The following is a 23,821-nucleotide window of genomic DNA, read 5'->3' as shown; positions in this document are numbered from 1 at the left end:
ATGTAAGCGGTTAAAGTATGGGGAGGGGAACAAACATGGAGAGAAGTTTATCAATGGAGCTTGTTCGTGTAACAGAAGCGGCAGCTCTTGCATCAGCACGCTGGATGGGAAGAGGAAAGAAAGACGAAGCGGATGACGCAGCTACAACTGCGATGCGTAACGTTTTTGATACGGTTCCGATGAAAGGGACAGTTGTGATCGGTGAAGGTGAGATGGATGAAGCTCCTATGCTTTATATCGGAGAAAAGCTTGGGACAGGCTATGGTCCTCGAGTAGATGTTGCTGTGGATCCGCTAGAAGGAACAAACATCGTTGCATCCGGAACGTGGAACGCTTTGGCTGTTTTAGCGATCGCAGACCACGGAAACCTTCTTCACGCACCAGATATGTACATGGACAAGATCGCCGTTGGGCGTGAGAGTGTTGGGAAGATCGACATCAACGCACCTGTTATTGATAACTTACGAGCAGTAGCAGAAGCGAAAAATAAGAATATTGAAGACTTGGTAGCAGTCATCCTAGACCGACCACGTCACGAGCAGATCATCCAAGATATCCGTGAAGCGGGTGCGCGTATCAAGCTTATTTCAGATGGTGATGTAGCAGCAGCGATCAATACGGCGTTTGATGATACGGGCGTTGATATTTTATTCGGTTCAGGAGGGGCTCCTGAAGGCGTAATCGCAGCTGTTGCGTTAAAATGCCTCGGCGGGGAACTTCAAGGAAAGCTTCTTCCTCAAAATGACGAAGAATTAGAACGCTGCAAACGCATGGGCATCGACGACGTGAACCGTGTATTATACATGGACGACCTTGTAAAAGGAGACGACGCGATCTTTGCTGCAACAGGCGTTACAGACGGTGAGCTTTTAAAAGGAGTACGTTTTGACGGATCAACGGGTACAACACAATCTGTTGTTATGCGTGCGAAGTCAGGAACCGTACGATTTATTGATGGAAGACACAGCTTGAAGAAGAAACCAGATCTTGTGATCAAACCATAAATAACGAGTGAGGCCGGACAACTTCGTCCGGTCTTTCCGTTACAATTACATGAATTAATCTTAATTTCAGTTGCAAAAGCTCAGCATGTATTGTAAATTCTCGTTAGAAGTCATTACTTCTGAGTTTCTGTTGCTTGATTAAAGACTCAATATGTGGTTAAAATAAGAAGTATGATTCATTAGGTTAATATTTTCTTCATACCCACTAATACCCTTAACTTTCAAAGGAACTCCTTCCATTAAAAAACCAAAACCAAACCAACATAAAAAATCCCATTTAAATCATAAACAAAAGATAGTTATTAATAGAAAAGCGTGGTGTCACTATGGGGATAGATTTAGCAACATTAGAGACAAAGAAATTAAAAGAGCTTTATGAGCTTGCCAAACAATATAATATTCAGTATTACGGTAAATTAACAAAGCGTGAATTGATGTTTTCTATTTTGAAAGCACAAGCAGAGCTTGATGGTTATTCCTTTATGGAAGGTGTATTAGAGATCATTCCGAACGAAGGATTCGGCTTCTTACGTCCGATCAACTATTCACCAAGTTCCCAAGATATCTACATCTCAGCTTCACAGATCCGTCGATTCGATCTAAGAAACGGAGATAAAGTATCAGGAAAAGTTCGTCCTCCAAAGGAAAACGAACGTTATTATGGGCTTTTACAAGTGAATGCGGTTAATGGTGAGGACCCTGAAACGGCAAAGGAACGCGTGCATTTTCCTGCACTGACGGCTCTTTATCCGGAGAAGAAGATGGTTATGGAGACAACGAGCAACAACATTTCAACGCGTATCATCGACATGATGGCGCCAGTTGGTTTTGGTCAGCGTGGTCTGATCGTCGCTCCTCCAAAAGCGGGTAAGACAAGCTTGCTTAAGGAAATTGCACACAGTGTGACAACGAACAATCCGCAAGTAGAACTTATCGTCTTGCTTATTGATGAGCGTCCAGAGGAAGTAACCGATATCGAGCGTTCTGTAAAAGGAGACGTTGTAAGTTCAACGTTTGATGAAGTACCAGAAAATCATATTAAAGTGGCAGAGCTCGTATTAGAGCGCGCGATGCGACTTGTTGAGCACAAAAAGGACGTTGTTATCCTGCTCGATAGCATTACTCGTCTTGCTCGTGCATACAACCTTGTCATTCCGCCAAGCGGACGTACACTATCTGGTGGTATCGATCCTGCTGCGTTCCACCGTCCGAAGCGTTTCTTCGGTGCGGCTCGTAACATCGAAGAAGGCGGAAGCTTGACGATTTTAGCAACGGCACTCGTGGATACGGGATCTCGTATGGATGATGTCATCTACGAGGAGTTCAAAGGTACAGGAAACATGGAGCTTCACTTAGACCGCAAGCTGGCTGAGCGTCGTATTTTCCCTGCGATCGACATTCGCCGTTCTGGAACGAGAAAAGAAGAGATGCTTATCGCGAAAGATCACCTTGAGGCACTTTGGTCGATCCGTAAGACGATGGATGACTCGTTCGATTTCGTAGACAAGTTCATGAAACGTATGCGTAAAACGGAGAACAACGAAGAGTTTTTCGAGCTTTTTGAAAGTGAAAAAAAGGGAGCGCCAAAGCGAGCTAAACCCGTAACAAACTAACGAAAAAGTATGGTTGCAAATGGGTTTTGTCCCTGTTATACTATTTTTATGTGTTTATAACTCTGTCTCCGCATAGGAAACAGGGCAGAAGGAGTGGAATTAGAATGAAACAAGGAATTCATCCGAATTATAAAAAGGTTATCTTTGTTGACGCTCAAAGCGGATTTAGCTTCCTTTCAGGATCTACTTTGTCTTCAAGCGAGACAATGAAGTGGGAAGATGGTAACGAATATCCAGTAATCAAAGTGGATGTTAGTTCTGACACTCACCCGTTCTACACTGGACGTCAGAAGTTCTCTGATGTTGGTGGACGTGTTGACCGCTTTAAGAAGAAATACAACCTTAAGTAATTTGTTGCAAGTAAAAGGGCAGGAGTCTTTCTTGCCCTTTTTTCTTTTGTATTTTATAGAAAACAAGAACTCGGTAACTGTTTTGATGGACCGGGTTTTTTATACGCCTTAAAAGGAGTCAAGCACTCCCGTACCGAACGTTTATGTATGGTAAAACATCATACATTTCGTACATACTAAGGAAAAGATTGTTGCGAAAGGGGGAGCAGGCCATGTATGTGATGAAACAAAATGGCTGGATCGAATTGATCTGCGGCAGCATGTTCTCTGGAAAATCAGAAGAACTTATTCGCCGCGTAAGAAGAGCGACGTATGCAAAGCAAAAAGTACAGGTGTTTAAGCCGCTGATCGATAACCGCTATAGCGAGGAATCGGTTGTGTCTCATAACGGAACCGCTGTTATGGCTGAACCAGTCGGACGTTCTGTGGAGATCTTAAAAAATGTATTGCCTGAAACCGAAGTCGTAGCGATCGACGAAGTGCAATTCTTTGATGAAGATATCATTCCAGTTGCTCAAGAACTAGCGGATCAAGGACTGCGCGTGATCGTGGCAGGACTCGATCAAGACTTTAAGGGCGAGCCGTTCGGACCCGTTCCAAAAATGATGGCTCTTGCTGAACATGTGACAAAGCTTCAAGCGATCTGCATGGTTTGTGGATCACCTGCGAGCCGTACACAGCGTTTGATCGATGGCAGACCTGCTTCTTACGATGATCCCGTGATTCTAGTGGGAGCGTCCGAGTCATATGAACCGCGCTGCCGCCATTGTCATGAAGTACCAGGAAAGAAAAGAAACCTCCTATCAAGCGCAGAGGGCTTAGAAGGTCGGTTGAAATAAAGGTTAGATATGATATTGTCCGGGAGATAAGTGCTCTCGGGCTTTTTTTTGACGCTGGTGTGGCGGAGTTTGCTTGCAGGTGAAGTCGAAAAATGTCGTGGCGTGTCGACTCGTGGATAAACGACCAAAACTTGTGGATTGAACGAAAGAATTTATGGATTGAAGGCTAAAACTTTTGGATTCAAGCTCCAAATTTGTGGATTCGTCGCTACCTTTGACAATCATCCCCTTAAAAACGGCTACCCACTTAACATAATCACCTCCTAAACAGGAAATCCTAACGATATGGGAGGTGTTTATAGTGAAAAAGGCAATACATGCACCGCTTTTTGCACTATTGGTAACAACAGCATGTTCACCTATGCAGTCTTATAAAGAAGAAGGGGCTAAAATTGAGCCTGCCGCTCATGAAGATAAACGGGATATTCGGGATAACCTGTTTGGTCATGGGATTATCAATTACCACCTAACCAAAAACGAACCACGAACCAACTACAGCTATGACACGAACATGAATCCTAATGATTATCGGACGATGAACACCACGCGATTCGACCTATCCGATGACCAGGATATGATTCGTCAGGCTGTTATTGATTCATCTGGAATCAACCCACAGATGGTTACAGTAAACGGAAATTATGCACACATTCATGTGAACGTGCCGCATGATATGTCCAAAAAAGAACGAGCAGCTACGCATCGTAAGATCATGAACGCCGTAGAGCGAGCTGTTCCGAGATATAACTTCTCATTAAAAATCGATCATTAATACTGTGGGAAATAAAACGGGAAATGGGGTCAGACCCCATTTCCCAATTTATTTCCCGAGTCTTCGTGCGGCTTGCTGGATGGGATCCCATGAACCGTTATACGGAGGCGCGTATGCCAGATCCAAATCTGCCAATTCCTCAACATTCATCTCGTGATAAAGGGCTGTTGCGAGCACGTCTATTCGTTTATCTACGCCTTCTTCACCGATGATTTGTGCACCAAGCAGCTTCTCAGTTTCTTTATGATACGTTAATTTTATTTCTAATTTCTTTGGATCAGGATAATAGCCGGCATGGCTTTTTGATGTAATCTTGATCTCTGAAAAAGGAATGTTCAGTTTTTCTGCCTCTTTGTTCGATAATCCTGTTTTTCCAAGTGTTAGATCCATGAATTGGATGATAGATGTACCTACGATTCCTCTAAAAGGTTTATTCACACCAACCATGTTTAATCCGGCGATTCGGCCTTGTTTGTTTGCTGTCGTCCCCAATGGAATATGATCATTTAGTTTTTTAACTCTATGATAATGGGTCGCACAATCACCTGCCGCGTATATACCACCCATACTCGTTTCCATCGACTCATTCACGACGATAACTCCCTGTTCGTTGAGTGCCACGTCCGTTTCTTTTAAAAAGCCTGTGTTCGGTGATACCCCGACGGACACGATAACAAGGTCTGTTGGATAGTCTTTTTTAGCTGTTTTCACAAATTGAACGTGATCGTCACCTTTAAAACCGAGCACTTCTTCTTCTAAACAAAGTTCGATGCCATGTTTCTCTGCTTCTTCATGAATGAATGGAGCGAAATCATGATCGAAAATATTTCCGAGCTGATTGCTGCGCTGGATGATACGTACGTTTTTACCGAGTCTTAGTACGTTTTCGGCCATCTCAAGGCCAATGTATCCTCCACCGATGATGGTTACGTTCTGAACATCTTTTAACCCGGCCATGAGTTTTTCTGCATCAGGAATCGTCTTGAGGGGATAGATGCCCTTTAGATGTAATCCTGTCCACTGTTTCGGTATGATTGGACTAACACCGGTAGCCACCAAGAGCTTATCGTATGACACCTCAAAGGATTGTCCTGTCTTCGTATGTACACCAGACACTGTTTTAGAGTGGGTATCTATAGCCTTAACCTCGTGAAACGTACGAGCATCCATGCCGTATTTTTCACGGAACGTTTCAATACTGCGTGCGATAAGTTCATCAGTAGAAGGGATAAGCCCGCCTACAACATAAGGAAGTCCACATTGTCCATAAGAATAGATACCACCTTTTTCAAGAACCGTGATGTTGGCATCTTTTTCATTTCGAACAATCTGCATCGCGGCACTCATACCAGCCGCATCTCCACCAATAATGCAATATTTCATCTGATCAGCTCCTTACGTCTCTCTAACCATATAGTATTCCCATTGTTCCGAAAAAAGTAACGTTACCTGTATGATGCCACAACTCTCTTCACTTTGACCAACAAGAAGTACAGAGTTAAAACGAACTATGATAGTAGAAAGAGGTGGTGGACTGTGCTAGAGATTAAATCGAACGGAACGGACTGGAACGCACCGGTTCAGCCGATTCATACACTGATAAAAAAACTTGAACAAAAGCCATTGGATCCTGTCTATGAAGGCATGGGCAATTTTATTATTAAATATAAAAATGAAAATCAGACCGACAATCCGCGTTATGTTGGCTGTACGCACTTTCTTGGACATTTTGCGACCATTCCTTATGTGTTTAACGTGATCACAAATGAAAAAGTGGTCATCGAGGAGCTGACGAAAGCGATTCGAATGAACCAAGAGCGTATTGATTATGAGCAGCTGCGCCGTAATATCTTTTCCTATTAATTTCCTTTTGTCCTATGCTATGCTTTTTGTGAGGTGAGGGAAATGAAGGGAAAAGTAGCTTCGTTAAACATAAAGCTTCCTGAACAAATAGCAACTTCAAGCAAGACTTTTTTCACAGCGTACAATAAAATTCCGCAGCAGCAGCCGGTCTTTTTACATAAAACGAATTTTGAGGGAGACGGTGTTGGAGATAAGGTTCATCATGGAGGACTCGATCAAGCGGTTTGTGTGTATCCTTTCGAGCATTATGAAAAGTGGAACGCTGAGCTAAAGCTGGAAAACCCGCTTATGATTCCAGCATTCGGAGAAAATATTACACCTACAGGGTTTACAGAAGATGATGTGTGTATTGGTGATGTTTTTCAGATGGGGAAAGCTGTCGTGCAAATTACCCAGCCTCGTCAACCATGTAACACACTAGCTTCAATATTATGCCGTCCCGATATGATTAAAAAGGTTGTAGATACAGGTCGTACCGGATATTACCTTCGTGTTTTACAAGAAGGTATGGTTGCAGCAGGTGATGAGATGGTGAGAATCGAAAAACACCCCGCTGGCATTTCAGTAACAGAATCCAATCAGATCAAGTATGGTTTTGAAAAAGACTCAGGAAGAATTCAACGTTTAATTGAAGTGAAAGAACTGGCTGAATCGATGAGACAATCTTTATTAAAAAGAACGTAAAACTTTTATTTTAACACCTTGTCTAAAAGGAATCATTTGGGAAGATGGTTCTTTCGAAGTGATGGCACCGGGTGTTAGTATTTGAAGTTCTGTGCCAGGGAACCAGTAGCGAGCTACAATGGAACATCAATGGCTTCACCGCATTTTGCTGGAGCTGCGGCACTTATTTAGGCTGGCAACCCTGGACTAACAAACGTTCAAGTTCGCCAAAAGCTCGTCAACACAGCGAAACCGCTTGGTGATGCATTCTATTACGGTAAGGCGTAATTGATGTTTACGCAGCTACTAGATAACTAAAAAAATGCAAAAAAGAGGTTCCTTTACAGAGCCTCTTTTTTGCTTGTAGTTCTTTTATCTTGCTTCAGAATATCTTACATTCACATCCAAGTCATCACAAAATACTTTAAATTGATAGTAGTCAAAATAAAGCTGGTCTTCCTCTTTGTAATTCCAGCTGAAGATGGTTGATCCAAACACATAATCTTTCTTTCTGAAAGCCCGTATGGAAGGGGTATGTTGAACAATTTCAATCATTCCTTTTTCCATACCTATTTCAAGCTGAAGGATGACCCAAGGTAAGTCCTCTGGATGTACTTTCCTCTTTTCTCCGTTCCTTACGATTCGAATCGTTTTAGACATCGGCAGGTCCCCAATATTTTTATAGTCATTTCGTATCGTAGTTATTATAATGATAGTTAGTGTTCGTACGCAAGAAGGTACATTATTGTAACTAAGGCAACGAAATGAAACTAAGGGGTGTTTTCGATTGAGAAAAGAATATTCTCATCCGATTGAAGTGACGATGGATGTGGTATGCGGAAAATGGAAAGGTATCATCCTATGCCATTTACAGCAAAATGAGGTGTTACGATTTGGTGAAATTAAAAAACTGCTTCCAAAAGTGTCACAAAAAACACTGACGCTTCAACTAAGAGAATTAGAGGCTGATGGCTTGATCAATCGTGAAGTATATCCAGAAGTCCCTCCGAAAGTAGAGTATTCTTTAACGGAATACGGAAAAGATTTAGAAGACACATTAAACCACATGAGTGAATGGGGAAGAAGTCATGTTGAAAAAGTGGAATTAACCAGGTAGAAAATAGGTACAATGAAGAAATGGTCTACTTTCGCACCAGATAGCTGGCTTTCCGCCGCGTGTGGCTGCGAGTTGAAAGAGATATGAAATGCTGCTCCTGCGTCTACTTGAAAGTACGGCTATGATACTTCCTCGTCGCAATGCCTTGCGTTCACTTTATATTGCCAGCGAGTTTGCTTACCATAAAATCTTTCAAATTGCCATAAGCTTTTAGAAAAGGACTGCTGAAAAAGATTGAGAGTTTAGCTGATAACGACTATAATTATAATGTTATGCATATAAAACAGAGGTGAAAAACCATGTTAGAACGTTTAGAGACGATCGAAGCAAGATATGACAAGTTAAATGAATTACTCAGTGACCCTGAGGTTATAAATGATACGAACAAGCTGCGAGATTATTCGAAAGAGCAATCTTCCCTTCAAGATACGGTAGCGGTTTACCGCGAGTATAAAGAAGCGAAAGAGCAATTAGATGAAGCTAAATTGATGCTCGAAGATAAGCTTGATGCTGAGATGACTGCGATGGTAAAAGAAGAGATCTCAGGTCTTAACCAGCAGATCGAAGAATTTACTGCTCAGTTAAAAATTTTATTGCTTCCAAAAGATCCGAACGATGACAAGAACGTTATCGTCGAGGTTCGTGGTGCAGCAGGTGGAGACGAGGCGGCACTTTTCGCTGGCGACCTTTACCGTATGTACACGCGCTATGCAGAGATGCAAGGATGGAAGTCTGAAGTAATTGAAGCTTCATACACAGAGCTTGGCGGATACAAAGAGATCATCTTTATGATCAATGGTGCTGGTGCTTATTCGAAGCTTAAGTATGAAAACGGCGCACACCGTGTTCAGCGTGTCCCTTCAACAGAATCAGGCGGACGTATTCATACGTCTACAGCGACGGTTGCTGTACTTCCAGAGGCTGAAGAAGTAGAAGTTGAGATTCATGAAAAAGACGTTCGTGTTGATACATTTACATCATCTGGCCCTGGGGGTCAGTCTGTAAACACGACTCAATCAGCAGTTCGATTAACACATGTTCCTACAGGTACGGTTGTTTCGTGTCAGGATGAAAAATCACAGATCAAGAACAAAGAAAAAGCGATGAAAGTTCTTCGTGCACGTGTATATGATAAGATTCAGCGCGAAATACAAAAAGAATACGATGAAACACGTAAGAGTGCGGTTGGTTCAGGAGACCGTTCTGAGCGTATTCGTACGTACAACTTCCCGCAAAACCGTGTGACCGACCACCGTATCGGTTTAACGATTCAAAAGCTAGATCAGATCCTTCTTGGTAAGATGGATGAGTTCGTTGAAGCACTCATTACAGAAGACCAAACTAGCAAGATGAAAGCTCAGGCGGACGCGTAAAATGAGTACAAAAGTTCATGAAGCCCTCGCGTGGGCTTCTTCTTTTTTAGCTGAAAATGGACGTGAAAGCTTTGCGGCAGAAATTTTAATGAGACATGTTTTAGGGGATGTGAATCGAACAGAGATGCTCATGCGCCTTCATGATGTGATGAGTGAAGAGAATGAGTCGAAACTCAATACGGCAGTCGCTCGCCACGTTGAAGGAGAGCCTGTTCAGTATATTACCGGTAAAGAAGAATTTTACGGTCGAACGTTCTTGGTAAACGAAGAAGTCTTAATTCCAAGACCGGAAACAGAAGAGTTGGTCGAACACACACTAATGCTGATCTCAAAACATTTTCGTGATGATGAGACTGTTGCTGTTGCAGATATCGGAACAGGTAGCGGAGCCATTTCGATCTCATTAGCTCTAGAAAATAATCGACTGAACGTTTTTACGGTTGATATTGCAGTGGAATCAATCGAAGTAGCAAAAGGAAACGCAGATCGACTTGGGGCAGAGGTTACATTTCTGCATGGTGACCTTTTACAGCCTTTTATTAGTAGTGGGAAGAAATTGGATGTCGTCGTATCAAATCCGCCGTACATCCCAGATCATGAGATCGCGGTCCTTGAAACGATTGTAAAAGATCGTGAACCGATGAGGGCATTAAGTGGCGGGGAAGATGGCTATGTATTCTATCGACGATTCATGGAAGAACTGCCGCTCGTTCTAAAAGAAAAAGCGATCGTAGGCTTTGAAGTAGGAGCGGGGCAGGGTGAGACGGTAGCGGGCATGCTTCGTATCACGTTCCCTGGTGCGGATGTGTACGTGAAAGAGGACATCAGCGGCAAAGACCGCATGGTGTTCGCCATCCTCGGGAAATAAAGTGGGAAATGGGGTCTGACCCGGGTCAGACCCCAAACAATTTACACACAATTCAAAAGGCCGATTGGGTTCAAGCATGTATCGCTTGCGTCCAGTCGGCCTTTTCTAACTTCATATCATTCTACTCGTCATTCTATTTTGTTTACTATTCTTCTTTCACCATCAACTTAAGTGGCGCTGCAATCTTCTTTTCTACTTTCTTTCCTGCTAGTACGTCGGATGCGGCTTTTACTGCAAGTTCACCGATCAGGTCAGGCTGCTGTGCGACAGTTGCTGCGAGCTTTCCTTCTTTAACAGCATTAATTGCATCTTCGTTTCCGTCAAAACCAACAACGAGAACATCTCGACCAGAGCTGTTGATCGCTTGAAGGGCACCGAGCGCCATCTCATCGTTATGAGCGAATACCGCTTTAATATCTGGATTTCCTTGAAGAACGTTTTCCATAACGTTCAACCCTTTTGTTCGGTCGAAATCAGCCGTTTGCTTTGCTACAACGTCTAATTTTTCATCGGCCACATTGTGGAATCCTTTTCCGCGCTCACGTGTTGCTGAAGCGCCAGGTACGCCTTCTAGTTCAGCCACTTTTGCTCCTTCGCCGAGCTTTTCTGCTATAAAGTCACCCGCCATCTGGCCGCCTTTTACATTATCTGAGGCAACAAGCGTTGCTACATCTCCTTTATCTGTTGAACGGTCCAGTGTGACAACCGGAACATCAAGGTTGTTCGCGGATTGAACAGCGGTTGAGATCGCTGCTGAATCGGTTGGATTGATCAACAGTGTATCAATGCCTTGCTGCAGAAGATCTTCTACATCGTTTACTTGTTTCGCAGAGTCATTCTGTGCGTCGACGACGATCACTTCGGCACCCTGCTTTTTCGCTTCATCGATCACGCCGTTTTTCATCGATACGAAGAACGGATTGTTAAGTGTTGAAACAGATAAACCGATTTTAATCTTTTCTCCATCACCTTTTTTAGCCGGCTTTGCCCATGAAGGGGGCTCTAAAGAACAGGCACCTAACAGGAAAACAGATAAAGACATGATGAGTAATAAAGCTTTTTTCATTTAGAACCCTCCTACGCTGCTTTTTTACGGTCGATCAATACTGCAATCAGGATTACGATCCCTTTTACGACCATTTGGAAGAATGATGATACACCTAACAAGTTTAAACCGTTGTTCAACGTTCCGATGATCAATGCACCGATCAATGTTCCGACGATTAGTCCTCGTCCGCCAGATAAGCTTGTTCCACCGAGAACAACAGCTGCGATCGCATCCAGTTCATACGATGTGCCGGCAGTCGGTTGAGCAGAGTTCAGACGTGAAGTAAGAATCGCTCCAGCTAGTGCTGCTAATAGTCCTGCTAGTGAATAGATCATTACTTTTACTTTTGTCACTTTGATTCCTGAGATAATCGCGGCTTTCTCGTTTCCACCGATCGCATATGTTTTTCGTCCGAACGGTGTTTTATGAAGGATCACCCAGAACGCTGCAAAAGCAAGCATCATCGTGATCGCTGGTACCGGAATACCTAAGAAATAGCCTCGTCCAAAAAGTTGGAACATATAGCTTTCGCCAAGACCCGTGATCGGATTACCGTCTGTATACACTAACGTTAATCCACGAAAAATCGTCATCGTTGCGAGTGTTGCGATAAATGGAGCCATTTTTCCTTTTGTGATCAATAAGCCGTTAATTGCACCCATTACAGCACCTAGTAAACATCCGATCAAGATCGCTAGCATCGGATCAACGCCAGATACGATCATTCCCGCCATCAGTGCACTCGATAAAGCGAGAATAGCTCCAACGGATAAGTCGATTCCTCCCGTTAAAATAACGAATGTCATACCAAAGGCGATGAGTGCGTTAATGGCAACTTGGCGCAGCAAGTTTAATAAGTTAAGGGGTTCTAGAAAACTAGGATTTAGGATTGATACAATCGTGACGAGAATCAACAGTCCTAATAGAGGTCCAAGTTTTTGCATCAGGTTTTCTACATGATTTACTTTAGCCGGTGACGTTTTCATTTTTATTGTCCTCCCGTTGCATATGTCATAATTCTTTCTTGCGTTGCTTCGCTCTTTGAGAGCTCACCACTGATCTGTCCTTCATGAACGACAAGAATGCGATCGCTCATACCAAGAACTTCTGGAAGTTCTGACGAGACCATGATAATCGCTACACCACGATCGGTAAGTTCGTTCATCAACTGATAGATCTCCCGTTTCGCACCAACGTCAACGCCTCTTGTTGGCTCGTCCAAGATCAATACTTTTGGTCCGATTCCAACCCATTTTGCAATGACCACTTTTTGCTGGTTGCCTCCGGAAAGGTTCTTAGCGTTCGTCTCGCTCGATTCGGTCTTAATCTGTAACCGTTTGATGAGCATGTCAACAAAGTCAGTTTCTGTTTTATAATCGATCACGCCATTTTTAGAAAAACTTCGTAAGTTCGGCAGCGCCATGTTTTCACGTATCGAAAAATCGAGCACTAAGCCTTCGTTCTTTCTGTCTTCTGTAATAAAACCAATTCCGCGTTTTACCGCTTCGTATGGGTTTTTGATCGTTACCTTCTGACCACCAACAAAGATCTCACCAGAATCAAGCTGATCGAGACCGAATAACGCGCGCATGATCTCCGTACGACCTGCACCCATAAGACCTGAAACGCCAACGATCTCTCCGGCTCTTACAGAAAAACTAATATTTTCAAAGATTCCATTTCTCGTCGCGTTCTTTACTTCTAAAACCGACTCACCAACTTGCGGATTTCGCTCTGGAAAACGATCTGTAAGCTCACGGCCGACCATCTTCCGGACCACTTCATCAAAGCTAGTCTCAGAGATCGCTTTCGTATCAACCGTTCTACCATCTCTCATCACGGTAATTCGGTCACAGATTGAGAAGATCTCTTCCATGCGGTGTGAGATGTAAACGATCGAAACGCCTTCTTTTCGCAGAGCGTTAATCACGTCAAACAATTTTTCAATCTCACGCTCAGTTAGGGCAGCGGTCGGCTCGTCCATGATGATGACTTTAGCGTTTGTCATAAGCGCCTTCGCGATCTCAATCATCTGCTGTTGACCAACTGAACAGAGTCCTGCGTCTTTTTCAAGTGGAATCGTAACCGCTAACTTTTCAAATTGCTTATTTGCCAGCGCTTTCATTTCTTTCGTTCGTAAAAGACCGAACGTTGACCGCAGCTCTTTTCCGATAAAAAGGTTATCAAGTACGGTCATGTCAGGCCATACGTTCAGTTCTTGGTGGATGAACGCGACTCCGTGCTTCTCGGCTTCTTTCGGGTTATCAAAATACCGCTCTTGTCCGTCGATATGAATGGTTCCCGAATCTCTTTTATGAAGTCCGGTTAAAATGTTCATCAACGTTGATTTTCCAGCGCCATTCTCACCCATTAGGGCATGTACTTCGCCTGGTTGAAGGTCGAAGTCAACACCTGATAAGACCTGATTGGCACCAAAAGCTTTATATATGTCGTTCATTTGAATGTGCATCACGATCACCTCTTTTTAGAAGATTACACCTGCTTGCAGGATACAGTTGGCATACGGTGTCACTTCGCCTGTTCGAATGACCACTTTCGCCTGCTTTGTTAATTGTTTAAACGCTTCATGAGAAACAAATTTTTGTTCAGTTTCAGAAAAAATTTCGTCCATAAATGTTAACGTTTCTTCGTTTTTCTCTTTGATCTCACTCGCGAGTATCACTTGTTCCACAACCATATCCTGTGATACAGCGGAAACAACATCTTTAAAGCTCGGTACGCCGAGCGTGAGTGCCAGATCAATCCGTGGAACATCGCTCGGAATCGGAAGACCAGCATCTGCGATCACGATAAGATCGGTGTGGCCGAGGTCACTTAAAACTTTTGAGATATGACTGTTTAAGATGCCATGTCGTTTCATAGAGATGCCTCCACTTCCGATCGATTCGGCATGCCGCCTTGAGCACCGAACTTCGTAACGGATAGGGAAGCGGCTCGGTTGGCGAACTGCAAACTTTCATTGATGCTTTTTCCTTCTGCTAAAGCAACAGCTAGTGCGGCGTTAAACGTATCTCCAGCACCAGTCGTATCTGTCACTTCAACCGTGTAAGAGGGAACGGTGATCTCTTTTTCACCATCAAAATAACGAGCGCCATTCCTTCCTTCAGTTATAAACACTTTGTTCGGATATTGTTTTAGTGCTGAATCTGTTGATAGACCATTGAAAAGAACAGCAGCTTCATGTTCGTTTGGAGTAATATAGCTGGCCGATTCGATCACTTTTTTAGAGAGTGGACGAGCAGGAGCTGGATTCAATAACAACGGAACATCAAGCTCCTTGCAAAGCGCACCTACATACTCAACCGTTTCTTCCGGAATCTCTTGTTGAATGAGAACCATGTTTGCTTGTTTGATGAGTGCTTCTGATTTCTTCACATAAGGGGGAGTTACAAGATCGTTCGCGCCTTTAACGACGACGATGCTGTTGTCACCTTCAGCTAAAATGATATGAGCTGTACCGCTCTCTGCATCTGTAACCGGTTCCACATTCGTTACATCAACACCGTTTTGTTTAAAGTTCTCTAGAATCGCTGCTCCATAATGGTCGTCACCTACACATCCGATCATGTATACCTCTGCACCAAGACGAGCAGCCGCGACTGCTTGGTTCGCTCCTTTTCCTCCGGGTACGGTTTTAAACGAACGTCCCAAAACAGTTTCTCCTGCTCCTGGACGTTGATCAGATGTAACGACGAGATCCATCGAAGAGCTTCCGATGACTACAATTTTAACCATTCGTATCAACCTTTCTTGTTGTGTTTCGATCTATAAATGTAACAGGCAGTTGAACCTGCTGTTGATGGATTTTTTCTTGATTGATAATCTTCACAAGCAGCTGTGCCGCTTCTTTTCCCATCTCATAAGCTGGCTGGCGAATGGTAGAAAGGGAAGGGAACAACAAACCGCTCTGCGGTATATCATCAAACCCGATGATCTGAAGTTCTTCCGGAATCGCTTTTCCAAGACGAAGCGCTTCATGTAAGACGGCTGTTGCCACAATATCGTTGCTCGCTAACACACCATCTGTATCAGGATATGTTGCAAAAAGTTCTTTCGCCCATTTCTCTGCATCTTCAAAAGCAAAAGTAGTCGTCGACATCACATGAAAATCAATGTTCGGTTGACTTAACACTTCTAACGCACCTTGAAAACGATCTTGAGCCGGTTGGATATGCGCGGGACCTTTCAAAATCGTGATTCGTTTGCTGCCCCTTTTCACGATCTCTTTTGCAGCTATTCTTCCGCCTTCTTTTCCATCCGCATAGACCGATGGATAATCACTTGAAGTTCGATCTAGAAAGACTACGGGAATGGACAGGTCTTTATAGTTGTTTTTAGCTTTATTGTTCGTGGCTGAAATGATGCCGACTACATTGTTCTGAATAAACGTGTTCAAATAATCCAGCTCTTTCTCAGCATTCTCATCACTGTTTCCAAAAAGAATACGATAACCGCCTTTTTGCATCTCATCTTCTACACCTCTTGCTAACTGTGGAAAAAATGGGTTTGTGATGTCTGGCAGCAACAAGCCGACCAGTTTAGATTTCTTTTTATAGAGGGAACGGGCGACTTCATTTGGACTGTACTTCAGCTCATCAACGGCAGCCATCACTTTTTTGCGCGTATCTTCATGCACGTATCCATTCGCATTCAAAACGCGAGAAACCGTCGCAACCGATACACCTGATTTTTTTGCCACATCACGAATGGTAACCAAATCTCCGCCTCCTCTAAAACAAATATGTAACCGTTTACACATTTAAGTTAACAGAAATATTATCAGTATGCAAGTTGGTAAATATTTCTCCTGTTTGGTTGTGTTTGAAAAGACTTTCTTCAGATCTTACTCCCTCACATCTTTGAAAAGTTGATTGAAGTGAAAGATGCGAGACTCCTGGGGGATCTGCGGGACAGGTGAGACACCTAACAGTGCAGAGCGCTAGGTGGCTCACCGCACGCCCCCCGGAAAGCGAGCATCTGTAACGGAAATCAACCACTTTCATCCCTATAAAGAACTAGCAGAAGTGTTTTTGTCGAATCAGACAGAACGAATTTTACTAGATTACTAGTATGAAATTTTTGCGTCGTGTCCAAACTGTGGTTAGATACGACGGGGGAGGAAAAAACAATGAAAAAACGCAATCATTTCTTTATTCTAGTTCTTATCTCTTTAGCGGTGATGTTCTTATTTTTTGAAACACAAACCAAGGTGGCGAACGCAACAATGAACGCCTCTGTTAAAATACCTGAAGAATCGATCAGACTTCGCATTCTAGCAAACAGCAATACGGATGCCGACCAAAAGCTGAAGCGTGAGATCCGTGATGAAGTGAATGCCCAGATCACGACTTGGGTGGATGAGTTATCTACGATTTCTGAAGCGCGTGAGATCATTCGTAAACAGCTGCCAACGATTGAAAGGATCGTTCAAAGTAAACTGGATGAAGCCGGCCTTGAGAAGACGTTTTCTGTAGAATTAAACAAAGTGGCTTTTCCTACTAAAATGTACGGTGACTTCATCTATCCAGCAGGTCAATATGAAGCGGTGCTGATCACACTTGGGGAAGGTGAAGGGAAGAACTGGTGGTGTGTTCTGTTCCCGCCATTATGCTTTCTAGACTTTGAAAATGGCGATGCAGTAAAAGAAAACAAAGATGGTAAAGGTGATGTAGTAGATACGGCTGCTGATGCAGGTGCGGATCAAGCAGATGAAGCTGAGGAAATCGAGACGAAATTCTTTGTGGTAGAACTGTTTGATAGCCTCTTCAGTTTTGTAGGGTCCTTATTCTCTTAAAATGTGCATATTTTCCTCCCTATTTTCATAGATTATAGAAAATGAAGAAGGTAACCAAATGGTGGTTAGCCTTCTTTTTTTTAAAAGATTTTCGGATGAAACGGTGAAAAACAGCCGAACGAAGGCTGAAATTATATAGGAATAGGGGAGTTATTGATGACGATAATCTTAAGGCAGGCTATGCAGCATGAAGCAAAAGATCTGTTACAGCTCGTCGGAAAAGCTGGACTTCAGTCAGAAGGGATCAAAGACAGCATCGAAAATTATTTAGTCGTGGTAAACGACCAAGGTGAGACGATCGGTACAGTAGGTTTAGAGAGAATTGGAAACGATGGCTTGCTCCGGTCTTTCGTACTGAAGCAGAAATATTCTTCAGAGACGCTTCTTCTTAAACTCATTGATAAAATTTTGGTATACTCAAAAGATAAAGGAGTCGAAACTCTTTATTTACTTACGAAAGCTGTGCATATGTTCGAACAACTTTCTTTTAAAACGATTCCGAAAGATAAAGTGCCTCCACATATCGAGAGCGCTGATCATATAAAAAATAATGCAACATCAGGAGCAGAACTTTTAGCTTATGCATTGGATTAATCAGAGATTGTCAACAAGTTGTCCACAATTTACGACAAACTGTGTATAACTCTGTGGATATAAAAGTTTTGTAATCGACCTTTCCAGATAAGGTTGACCTGAGTAATAGAAAGGATTTATCATATGAACTCATTCCAAACGGAACGCTGGCCTGTGGATAAAACAGAAAAAACGTTAGAAGATCATCCACTTATTATTCAAGCTTCCTTGTGGATAAATAAGAATGAAGTAATAGCCATTCCGACAGAAACGGTTTATGGATTAGCAGGAAATGCGAGAAGTGATGATGCGATCAAGCGTATTTTTGAAGCAAAGGGAAGACCGAGCGATAATCCTCTAATCGTTCATATTTCAGATCTCTCACAATTAGAGGGTCTTGTTGCTTCTGTTTCAGAGACCGCACAAAAATTAATGACCGCGTTCTGGCCGGGTCCATTGACGATTGTGCTGCCAAAAGGTGAAAACGTAAGTGAAAGAGTGACAGCAGGGTTATCCACAGTTGCGGTAAGGATGCCAGACCATGAGATCGCTCTTGCTGTCATCGCTGTATCAAATGTTCCGCTTGCCGCGCCAAGCGCGAACCTTTCTGGAAAACCAAGTCCCACTTCTGCTCAGCATGTTTATGAAGATCTGAAGGGCAGGATTCCGGGCATTGTGGATGGCGGTTCAACAGGTGTTGGTGTTGAATCTACTGTTGTGGACTGTACAGGTGAATTTGTCACGATTTTACGACCAGGCGGAATCACGTTAGAAGAGCTTGAAAGAGTAGTTGGTGCAGGGCGAGTCGTTGTTGATCCGGGGTTGGAGAACGAGAAGCATGCGCCTAAATCGCCAGGGATGAAATATACACATTATGCACCTGACGCACCTTTCGTTCTTGTAGATGGAAGTGTGGAATTTTTACAGAGACTTGTGGATCAAGAACGCGAAGCAGGAAAACGGATTGGAATTTTAACAACAGAAGAAAGAGCACATGTTTATAAAGCGGATTGTGTGATTCCAGCGGGAAATCGTTCCAATCCTGAAACGGTGGCTCAGCATCTATACGAAGCTTTGCGAGCGTTTAACGAAGCTGGTGTCGATCAAATATTCGGAGAGGTTTTCCCGAAAACTGGTGTTGGTGTTGCGATTATGAACAGACTTGAAAAATCGGCCGGTGGAAATATCATAAAAGAATAGAATGAAGCTCTGATTCAATGTTTTTGGTTTGAGTCAGGGCTTTTTTGTTTTTAAAGAGGGCTGAAATTGGCTGTTTAATCTAGTATGCATTGAAAATTTTGTTAATAGAAATCGTAAAATTAAATAATTTCACGGTAATCTATTTTATTTTCACGGTAATTTAATATATATTCACGGATAGAGTCAATAATTTCACGGATAAAATTATTTAAACGATTTTCGACAAACTGAGGCTAGACTAAGCCTTCAAATACAATAAAACAAGCCTGCGTCTACTCAAGACACAGGCTTGTTTTTATCGATCGGAAGCAGGATGGAGAAGGTTGTTCCTTCATCAATCTTGCTGTTGATCAGTATTTTACCGTGGTGGTTCTCTACGATCTTGTAACAGATCATGAGCCCGAGGCCAGTACCTTTTTCCTTTGTGGTATAAAACGGTTCACCCAAAGTTGGCAAGCGTTCTTCTGAAATTCCGCAGCCATGATCGATGAAAGAAGCGATCACATATCCGCCTTCTTGCTTTAAATGAATATGTACAGAGCCGCCTGTTGGCATCGCTTCGATTGCGTTTTTCAGCATGTTCACGAACACTTGCTTGATCTGATTGTCCACACACCAAATTTCTGGCAGATCTGGTTCACTCTCGAAATAGATCTGGACATTCGTTAATATCGCCTGTGTATCAAGAATCGAGATAACGTGTCGCAACAATTGGCGAAGATCGGTTTGTACAAAATTCATCGCTTGCGGCTTAGCGAGCAGCATAAATTCTCCGACGATGCTATTGATTCGATCGATCTCTGAGAGCATGATCTCGTAATAGTCCTCGTTCTCAGAGGCTCTCGATTGCAGAAGCTGCAAAAATCCGCGGATCGAAGTGAGCGGGTTACGAATCTCATGCGCTACACCAGCGGCAAGCTGACCGAGAACAGAGAGTTTGTCAGATTTTCTTAGCATCTCTTCTGTCTTTTTTCGTTCGGTCAAGTCACGTGCTACGACAACGAATGAGTCAGGCTGGTCTGAATCGTTTGCGATAGGGGTCGCGTTCGCTTCAAGGGTTACCCAATGGCCATGTGCATGCTTGCATCGCACTTCGAACTTTACCGGCTTTTGAGTTTGAACCATCTCGTTTATAGCTACTCTTACCTTTGGCCGGTCATCTGAATGGAAGAATCCTTGAATCTTTTTTCCATCATAAAGCGACGGATCAAAGCCGAGAAGAAGACGGTTTGAAGGGGAGACGTATTTGACGTTTCCTTCAAGGTCAACGACACCTACTAAATCAGTCGTGTTCTCTGCGATGATGCGGTATTTTTCTTCGCTTTCTTTTAATGCTTTTTCTTTTAGTTTTTTATCTGTGATATCTCTTGAGATGGCGGATAGTGCGACGACTTCACCGTTCTCGCCATAGATCGGACTTAAGGAAAGGCTTACATTTAGCCGTTTGCCAGACTTCGTTAATCGGATCGTCTCGACACCTTTTACATATCCTCCATGTTTGACGATCGTCATGAGCCGATCGGATTCAGCTACCTTATCCTCTGGAACTACGGGTAAGATGTGTGAATTCAGATTGGCGAGATCGTCTTCTGACCATCCATATATGAATTCAAAAGCTGGGTTCACTTTTACCGAATAGTCGGTTAAGTGGACGACCGAGATCGCATCACTAGAATGATAGATGACAGCTTCCAAGAGGTCCTTTGTTTCGCGTAGTTCTTTTTCCGCCTCTCTTTTAGCGGTTACGTCTTTTGCGATGCCGAAAACACCGAGCACTTTATTAAGTACGATGATTGGAGTCAGGGTGAACATGATCTGGCGCGTTTCACCGTTCTTTTGCTTGATCCGGGTTTCATATGTTTTGGAATTTCCTTCTAATGCTTCCTTAAACTGATCGATCGCGGCAGCTCTTCTGTGTGGCATCATGAACGGATTAAACGTCATGTTTAAAAGTTCTGTCTCGCTATAACCGCTCAACTCGGCACACGCTTTGTTGACAGTCGTAAATTTGCCTTCAAGATCGAGCGAAAACAAGGCATCGATGTTATGATCCATCAACGACCGGAAGCGCTGTTCACTCTCAGCAAGCTGAGTTTCAACGGATACTCTCTCAGTGAGATCAACACAAAATCCATACACCTCAGAAACGGTACCATCTTTATCGTAAATGGGACCGATCGCAGCTAAAAAAGGAATGCCGTTCAGTTCGGATTCGTACGTAAGACTTTCTCCGTTCAGCGCTCTTTCGTACATTTCTTTTTTAAAGTCTGCCATTTCTTTAGGAAAGATGTCTTCTATTCTCTTTTGAAGTACGTTTTCCCGTTTAAGCCCAAACAAGTCAAACAGTTCACCTTCGCTCTCGGTCATAATGAGGTTTTCATCATGTTTCATACATCGAAAAGTCATGCTTTTTTGGCGTGACAGGCCAGTCGGGAATGGCGACGTTCGCCGCATGTCTTTTCCGTTTTCCGTTATGGCCGATGCGTTATGGACCATGCTTGTTCCTCTCCTTTACATACAGATTCACTTCCTTTTATATACGATATAAATCACATTATCCCTTCCTCTAAAGCGGTAAAGAGTCCCATTTTTTGATTCTTCCGACAGCTTGTATGTTTTTTAGTCTTTTTAAAAGTAGACATGCATAGTCTGAAAGTATGATGGTTAAGGGAGTGGGAAGTATTTGGCAACCATGGGAGAATGGATGACACTGGTATTTATGTCAGTTGCGCTAGGTATGGACGCTTTTTCGATCGGCCTAGGGATGGGGATGTTATCGCTTCGTATAAGACAAATTATGAAAATAGGAATGACGATAGGAATCTTTCATATGATCATGCCTCTTGCAGGAATGACGCTCGGCAAACAGATCTCCGTTCATTTTGGCGGTATAGCAGCTATCATAGGTGGAATTCTGCTTGTCATACTGGGTGTTACGATGATTCGGTCCTCTTTCTCAAATGATGATGAACCGTTCGTACAGCCGATCGGCATAGGGCTCTTCGTCTTTGCGCTCAGCGCTTCGTTAGATAGTTTTTCAGTGGGATTATCTTTAGGGATCTATGGAGCGAAAACCTGGCTCACGATTACGATGTTTGGTCTCATGAGCATGGTCTTAACGTGGGCTGGCTTGATCATGGGAAAAAAAGTACAGAAGTGGCTCGGTTCTTATGGTGAAGCGTTCGGCGGATGCATCCTGCTTGCTTTTGGGGTGAAGATTCTATTTCCGTTCTAGAAAAACGCAGATGCTGCAAGAAAGTGTTGATTTCCGTTTCAGGTGCTCCCTTTCCGGGGGGCGTGCGGTGAGCCTATTAGCGCTTTGCGCTATTAATAGTCTCACCTGTCCCGCTGATCCCCCAGGAGTCTCGCACCTTACTCTCCAATCAACTTGTCAATGAAGTCAGTGGTACAGGCAGACAAAAGAAGTAAGAAACTCTCTATATTTTTTATTCACTAATCCGATGATATACTTACTAATAAGAGCGTTAACCTATAGAAAAATAGGGAAAGATAGAATATGAGGTGAATTCACCATGAATGTTTTATTTATTTGTACAGGCAATACTTGTCGCAGTCCGATGGCTGAGGCCATTTTACGCAAAAAAGGAAAAGGTAAGTTCAACGTTAAATCAGCTGGTGTATTTGCTGGAAACGGTGCCGTGATGAGTTGGAACGCGACACAAGCTCTTTCGGAAAGAAGTATTAAAGAAAGTCATCAGTCACAAGGCGTGTCCGATTATTTGATCGAGTGGGCAGATCTTATCTTAACGATGACCGAGAGCCATAAACATGCGCTCGTCGGACGATGGCCAGATGCGGTGAATAAGACGTATACATTAAAAGAGTATGTTCTTGACGAAGATGAGCAGAAGAAGATTGAAGAGATCTATGAGCTCTACACAGAGATCGAGATGCTGAAGCTTCAATATATGTCTAAGGATTCTGCGGATGAAGAAGTGAGACAAGCGTTTGAAAGAGAAGTAAGACCGCTCGTTGAAAGAAGGATGAAGTTAGAAAATGATGTACCTTCTCTAGACATTACAGATCCTTTCGGTGGACCGCTTCATCTTTATCAAGAAACAAGAGACGAAATTGAAGTCCTCATTGAAAAATTAATGAAAAAAGACGATAGCAAGAAGTAGTAGGACAAAATGAGGTAAGGCTGTTCTAAATTGCCTAGCAGTGACATTGAACGGGTAATCGGAAGAGCATATAATGAAAAAAAGTATGAGAGAGCAGGTGCACACAACATGAAGGTAGCAATTGGATCAGATCACGCCGGAGTTGAATTAAGAAAAGAAATCATCAGCATGATTGAAGAGCTGGGTATGCAAGTGGAGGATGTCGGCTGTGAATGCGACACGTCTGTAGACTATCCAGACTATGCGATTCCTGTAGCAGAAAAAGTAGCCAACGGTGAAGCTGATCGCGGAATTCTAATCTGCGGTACAGGCATTGGAATGAGCATTGCAGCGAACAAAGTTAAAGGAATCCGCTGTGCGCTTGTTCATGATCTATTCAGCGCAAAAGCTACAAGACAGCATAATGACAGCAATGTACTTGCAATGGGTGAACGTGTCATCGGGCCGGGTCTCGCACTCGAAATCGCTAAAGTATGGCTGACGACAGAATATGAAGGCGGACGTCACGGTCGCCGTGTAGATAAAATCTCTCAATATGAAGGCCAATAGCTAAAAGGCTATAAACCCATAAAATGAAGGGA

General features: G+C 43.2%; 25 protein-coding genes and 1 pseudogene. 17 read left to right on the top strand and 9 right to left on the bottom strand.

What is annotated here, in order from left to right; translation table 11 throughout:
• Nucleotides 1-35 precede the first annotated feature (35 nt).
• The 5 genes from glpX (at nucleotide 36) to ACNJYY_RS20780 (ending at nucleotide 4,578) form a co-directional block, all read left to right on the top strand.
• Entirely contained in the window at nucleotides 36-1,004 is a 969-nt protein-coding gene (gene glpX, locus ACNJYY_RS20800; protein ID WP_066244703.1) for a class II fructose-bisphosphatase, read from the top strand.
• 326 nt (nucleotides 1,005-1,330) lie between these two features.
• On the top strand, nucleotides 1,331-2,617 hold the full coding sequence (gene rho / locus ACNJYY_RS20795; RefSeq protein ID WP_144696865.1) for a transcription termination factor Rho: 1,287 nt from the start codon (nucleotides 1,331-1,333) through the stop codon (nucleotides 2,615-2,617).
• 104 nt (nucleotides 2,618-2,721) lie between these two features.
• Entirely contained in the window at nucleotides 2,722-2,967 is a 246-nt protein-coding gene (locus tag ACNJYY_RS20790; protein WP_066399025.1) for a type B 50S ribosomal protein L31, read from the top strand.
• A 212-nt stretch (nucleotides 2,968-3,179) separates the two neighbouring features.
• Complete coding sequence (locus tag ACNJYY_RS20785) at nucleotides 3,180-3,806, top strand: thymidine kinase (RefSeq protein WP_144696868.1); 627 nt, start codon at nucleotides 3,180-3,182, stop codon at nucleotides 3,804-3,806.
• Between the two features lie 301 nt (nucleotides 3,807-4,107).
• Complete coding sequence (locus tag ACNJYY_RS20780) at nucleotides 4,108-4,578, top strand: hypothetical protein (RefSeq protein ID WP_416729968.1); 471 nt, start codon at nucleotides 4,108-4,110, stop codon at nucleotides 4,576-4,578.
• 48 nt (nucleotides 4,579-4,626) lie between these two features.
• On the opposite strand, the gene ACNJYY_RS20775 is transcribed toward ACNJYY_RS20780, so the two are convergent.
• Nucleotides 4,627-5,961: an FAD-dependent oxidoreductase gene (locus tag ACNJYY_RS20775; RefSeq protein ID WP_416729967.1), complete on the bottom strand. Its 1,335-nt coding sequence runs from the start codon at nucleotides 5,959-5,961 to the stop codon at nucleotides 4,627-4,629.
• A 153-nt stretch (nucleotides 5,962-6,114) separates the two neighbouring features.
• On the opposite strand from ACNJYY_RS20775, the gene ACNJYY_RS20770 reads away from it, so the two are divergent.
• The 3 genes and pseudogenes from ACNJYY_RS20770 to ACNJYY_RS20760 all read left to right on the top strand — a co-directional run.
• Nucleotides 6,115-6,441 (top strand): hypothetical protein, encoded by a 327-nt coding sequence (locus ACNJYY_RS20770; protein ID WP_144696872.1) that lies wholly within the window; start codon nucleotides 6,115-6,117, stop codon nucleotides 6,439-6,441.
• A gap of 42 nt (nucleotides 6,442-6,483) precedes the next feature.
• On the top strand, nucleotides 6,484-7,125 hold the full coding sequence (locus tag ACNJYY_RS20765; protein WP_416729966.1) for an MOSC domain-containing protein: 642 nt from the start codon (nucleotides 6,484-6,486) through the stop codon (nucleotides 7,123-7,125).
• A gap of 55 nt (nucleotides 7,126-7,180) precedes the next feature.
• Nucleotides 7,181-7,392, top strand: a pseudogene (locus ACNJYY_RS20760) (S8 family serine peptidase); the annotation flags it as partial.
• Nucleotides 7,393-7,476: 84 nt separating this feature from the next.
• Here ACNJYY_RS20760 and ACNJYY_RS20755 read toward each other — a convergent pair.
• Nucleotides 7,477-7,764: a hypothetical protein gene (locus ACNJYY_RS20755; RefSeq protein WP_416729965.1), complete on the bottom strand. Its 288-nt coding sequence runs from the start codon at nucleotides 7,762-7,764 to the stop codon at nucleotides 7,477-7,479.
• 163 nt (nucleotides 7,765-7,927) lie between these two features.
• Between ACNJYY_RS20755 and ACNJYY_RS20750 the strand changes: the two genes are divergently transcribed.
• The 3 genes from ACNJYY_RS20750 (at nucleotide 7,928) to prmC (ending at nucleotide 10,462) form a co-directional block, all read left to right on the top strand.
• Nucleotides 7,928-8,221 carry a winged helix-turn-helix transcriptional regulator gene (locus ACNJYY_RS20750; protein WP_416731924.1) on the top strand — a complete coding sequence of 98 codons (294 nt, stop codon included), beginning with the start codon at nucleotides 7,928-7,930 and terminating at the stop codon, nucleotides 8,219-8,221.
• A gap of 299 nt (nucleotides 8,222-8,520) precedes the next feature.
• Nucleotides 8,521-9,594: a peptide chain release factor 1 gene (prfA, locus tag ACNJYY_RS20745; protein ID WP_066399006.1), complete on the top strand. Its 1,074-nt coding sequence runs from the start codon at nucleotides 8,521-8,523 to the stop codon at nucleotides 9,592-9,594.
• Nucleotide 9,595: 1 nt separating this feature from the next.
• Nucleotides 9,596-10,462 carry a peptide chain release factor N(5)-glutamine methyltransferase gene (prmC, locus tag ACNJYY_RS20740; protein ID WP_416729964.1) on the top strand — a complete coding sequence of 289 codons (867 nt, stop codon included), beginning with the start codon at nucleotides 9,596-9,598 and terminating at the stop codon, nucleotides 10,460-10,462.
• Nucleotides 10,463-10,607: 145 nt separating this feature from the next.
• Here the strand turns inward: prmC and rbsB are convergent, their stop codons facing one another.
• Genes rbsB through ACNJYY_RS20710 form a run of 6 tightly spaced genes read right to left on the bottom strand, consistent with a single transcriptional unit; the run spans nucleotide 10,608 to nucleotide 16,248 of the window.
• Nucleotides 10,608-11,528: a ribose ABC transporter substrate-binding protein RbsB gene (rbsB, locus tag ACNJYY_RS20735; RefSeq protein ID WP_416729963.1), complete on the bottom strand. Its 921-nt coding sequence runs from the start codon at nucleotides 11,526-11,528 to the stop codon at nucleotides 10,608-10,610.
• 11 nt (nucleotides 11,529-11,539) lie between these two features.
• A complete protein-coding gene (gene rbsC, locus ACNJYY_RS20730) occupies nucleotides 11,540-12,496 on the bottom strand; it encodes a ribose ABC transporter permease RbsC (protein ID WP_144696880.1) in 957 nt (318 codons plus the stop codon).
• 2 nt (nucleotides 12,497-12,498) lie between these two features.
• The gene (locus ACNJYY_RS20725; protein WP_416731923.1) at nucleotides 12,499-13,980 is read right to left on the bottom strand and encodes a sugar ABC transporter ATP-binding protein; all 1,482 of its coding nucleotides are present in this window, start codon (nucleotides 13,978-13,980) and stop codon (nucleotides 12,499-12,501) included.
• A gap of 15 nt (nucleotides 13,981-13,995) precedes the next feature.
• Nucleotides 13,996-14,391 carry a D-ribose pyranase gene (rbsD, locus tag ACNJYY_RS20720; protein WP_416729962.1) on the bottom strand — a complete coding sequence of 132 codons (396 nt, stop codon included), beginning with the start codon at nucleotides 14,389-14,391 and terminating at the stop codon, nucleotides 13,996-13,998.
• Complete coding sequence (rbsK, locus tag ACNJYY_RS20715; RefSeq protein WP_416729961.1) at nucleotides 14,388-15,266, bottom strand: ribokinase; 879 nt, start codon at nucleotides 15,264-15,266, stop codon at nucleotides 14,388-14,390. Before rbsK ends, rbsD begins: the two co-directional genes overlap by 4 nt.
• Nucleotides 15,259-16,248 (bottom strand): LacI family DNA-binding transcriptional regulator, encoded by a 990-nt coding sequence (locus ACNJYY_RS20710; protein WP_416729960.1) that lies wholly within the window; start codon nucleotides 16,246-16,248, stop codon nucleotides 15,259-15,261. The genes rbsK and ACNJYY_RS20710 overlap by 8 nt, the downstream gene beginning before the upstream one ends.
• Before the next feature lie 411 nt (nucleotides 16,249-16,659).
• Between ACNJYY_RS20710 and spoIIR the strand changes: the two genes are divergently transcribed.
• The 3 genes from spoIIR to ACNJYY_RS20695 all read left to right on the top strand — a co-directional run bounded on the left by spoIIR (nucleotide 16,660) and on the right by ACNJYY_RS20695 (nucleotide 19,098).
• A complete protein-coding gene (gene spoIIR / locus ACNJYY_RS20705) occupies nucleotides 16,660-17,325 on the top strand; it encodes a stage II sporulation protein R (protein WP_416729959.1) in 666 nt (221 codons plus the stop codon).
• Between the two features lie 156 nt (nucleotides 17,326-17,481).
• Complete coding sequence (locus ACNJYY_RS20700; protein WP_066398985.1) at nucleotides 17,482-17,919, top strand: GNAT family N-acetyltransferase; 438 nt, start codon at nucleotides 17,482-17,484, stop codon at nucleotides 17,917-17,919.
• A gap of 123 nt (nucleotides 17,920-18,042) precedes the next feature.
• A complete protein-coding gene (locus ACNJYY_RS20695; RefSeq protein ID WP_416729958.1) occupies nucleotides 18,043-19,098 on the top strand; it encodes an L-threonylcarbamoyladenylate synthase in 1,056 nt (351 codons plus the stop codon).
• Nucleotides 19,099-19,374: 276 nt separating this feature from the next.
• Here ACNJYY_RS20695 and ACNJYY_RS20690 read toward each other — a convergent pair whose 3' ends face one another.
• The gene (locus ACNJYY_RS20690; RefSeq protein ID WP_416729957.1) at nucleotides 19,375-21,594 is read right to left on the bottom strand and encodes a PAS domain S-box protein; all 2,220 of its coding nucleotides are present in this window, start codon (nucleotides 21,592-21,594) and stop codon (nucleotides 19,375-19,377) included.
• Nucleotides 21,595-21,790: 196 nt separating this feature from the next.
• Here ACNJYY_RS20690 and ACNJYY_RS20685 point away from each other — a divergent pair, with 196 nt between their 5' ends.
• From ACNJYY_RS20685 to rpiB, 3 genes are all read left to right on the top strand, one after another.
• Nucleotides 21,791-22,333, top strand: a complete 543-nt coding sequence (locus ACNJYY_RS20685) for a manganese efflux pump MntP family protein (protein WP_416731922.1) — start codon at nucleotides 21,791-21,793, stop codon at nucleotides 22,331-22,333.
• A gap of 298 nt (nucleotides 22,334-22,631) precedes the next feature.
• Nucleotides 22,632-23,240: a low molecular weight protein arginine phosphatase gene (locus ACNJYY_RS20680; RefSeq protein WP_416729956.1), complete on the top strand. Its 609-nt coding sequence runs from the start codon at nucleotides 22,632-22,634 to the stop codon at nucleotides 23,238-23,240.
• A gap of 108 nt (nucleotides 23,241-23,348) precedes the next feature.
• Nucleotides 23,349-23,789, top strand: coding sequence for a ribose 5-phosphate isomerase B (gene rpiB / locus ACNJYY_RS20675; RefSeq protein WP_066398975.1), 441 nt, complete (start codon nucleotides 23,349-23,351; stop codon nucleotides 23,787-23,789).
• Nucleotides 23,790-23,821: the final 32 nt, after the last annotated feature.

It is taken from the genome of Fictibacillus tiangongensis, from assembly GCF_048083785.1.
Lineage (GTDB): Bacteria > Bacillota > Bacilli > Bacillales > Fictibacillaceae > Fictibacillus.
This window is presented reverse-complemented; position numbering and strand designations above follow the sequence as displayed.

Bases quoted from the DNA above. Each gene is read 5' to 3' on its own strand.
- spoIIR (WP_416729959.1), top strand. From the start codon at position 16,660: ATGAAAAAACGCAATCATTTCTTTATTCTAGTTCTTATCTCTTTAGCG.
- glpX (WP_066244703.1), top strand. From the start codon at position 36: ATGGAGAGAAGTTTATCAATGGAGCTTGTTCGTGTAACAGAAGCGGCA.
- ACNJYY_RS20765 (WP_416729966.1), top strand. From the start codon at position 6,484: ATGAAGGGAAAAGTAGCTTCGTTAAACATAAAGCTTCCTGAACAAATA.
- rho (WP_144696865.1), top strand. From the start codon at position 1,331: ATGGGGATAGATTTAGCAACATTAGAGACAAAGAAATTAAAAGAGCTT.
- ACNJYY_RS20785 (WP_144696868.1), top strand. From the start codon at position 3,180: ATGTATGTGATGAAACAAAATGGCTGGATCGAATTGATCTGCGGCAGC.
- ACNJYY_RS20725 (WP_416731923.1), bottom strand. From the start codon at position 13,980: ATGCACATTCAAATGAACGACATATATAAAGCTTTTGGTGCCAATCAG.
- prfA (WP_066399006.1), top strand. From the start codon at position 8,521: ATGTTAGAACGTTTAGAGACGATCGAAGCAAGATATGACAAGTTAAAT.
- ACNJYY_RS20775 (WP_416729967.1), bottom strand. From the start codon at position 5,961: ATGAAATATTGCATTATTGGTGGAGATGCGGCTGGTATGAGTGCCGCG.
- ACNJYY_RS20695 (WP_416729958.1), top strand. From the start codon at position 18,043: ATGAACTCATTCCAAACGGAACGCTGGCCTGTGGATAAAACAGAAAAA.
- ACNJYY_RS20685 (WP_416731922.1), top strand. From the start codon at position 21,791: ATGGGAGAATGGATGACACTGGTATTTATGTCAGTTGCGCTAGGTATG.
- prmC (WP_416729964.1), top strand. From the start codon at position 9,596: ATGAGTACAAAAGTTCATGAAGCCCTCGCGTGGGCTTCTTCTTTTTTA.
- ACNJYY_RS20690 (WP_416729957.1), bottom strand. From the start codon at position 21,594: ATGGTCCATAACGCATCGGCCATAACGGAAAACGGAAAAGACATGCGG.
- rbsB (WP_416729963.1), bottom strand. From the start codon at position 11,528: ATGAAAAAAGCTTTATTACTCATCATGTCTTTATCTGTTTTCCTGTTA.
- ACNJYY_RS20700 (WP_066398985.1), top strand. From the start codon at position 17,482: ATGACGATAATCTTAAGGCAGGCTATGCAGCATGAAGCAAAAGATCTG.
- rbsC (WP_144696880.1), bottom strand. From the start codon at position 12,496: ATGAAAACGTCACCGGCTAAAGTAAATCATGTAGAAAACCTGATGCAA.
- ACNJYY_RS20790 (WP_066399025.1), top strand. From the start codon at position 2,722: ATGAAACAAGGAATTCATCCGAATTATAAAAAGGTTATCTTTGTTGAC.
- ACNJYY_RS20750 (WP_416731924.1), top strand. From the start codon at position 7,928: ATGGATGTGGTATGCGGAAAATGGAAAGGTATCATCCTATGCCATTTA.
- rbsD (WP_416729962.1), bottom strand. From the start codon at position 14,391: ATGAAACGACATGGCATCTTAAACAGTCATATCTCAAAAGTTTTAAGT.
- rbsK (WP_416729961.1), bottom strand. From the start codon at position 15,266: ATGGTTAAAATTGTAGTCATCGGAAGCTCTTCGATGGATCTCGTCGTT.
- ACNJYY_RS20755 (WP_416729965.1), bottom strand. From the start codon at position 7,764: ATGTCTAAAACGATTCGAATCGTAAGGAACGGAGAAAAGAGGAAAGTA.
- ACNJYY_RS20680 (WP_416729956.1), top strand. From the start codon at position 22,632: ATGAATGTTTTATTTATTTGTACAGGCAATACTTGTCGCAGTCCGATG.
- rpiB (WP_066398975.1), top strand. From the start codon at position 23,349: ATGAAGGTAGCAATTGGATCAGATCACGCCGGAGTTGAATTAAGAAAA.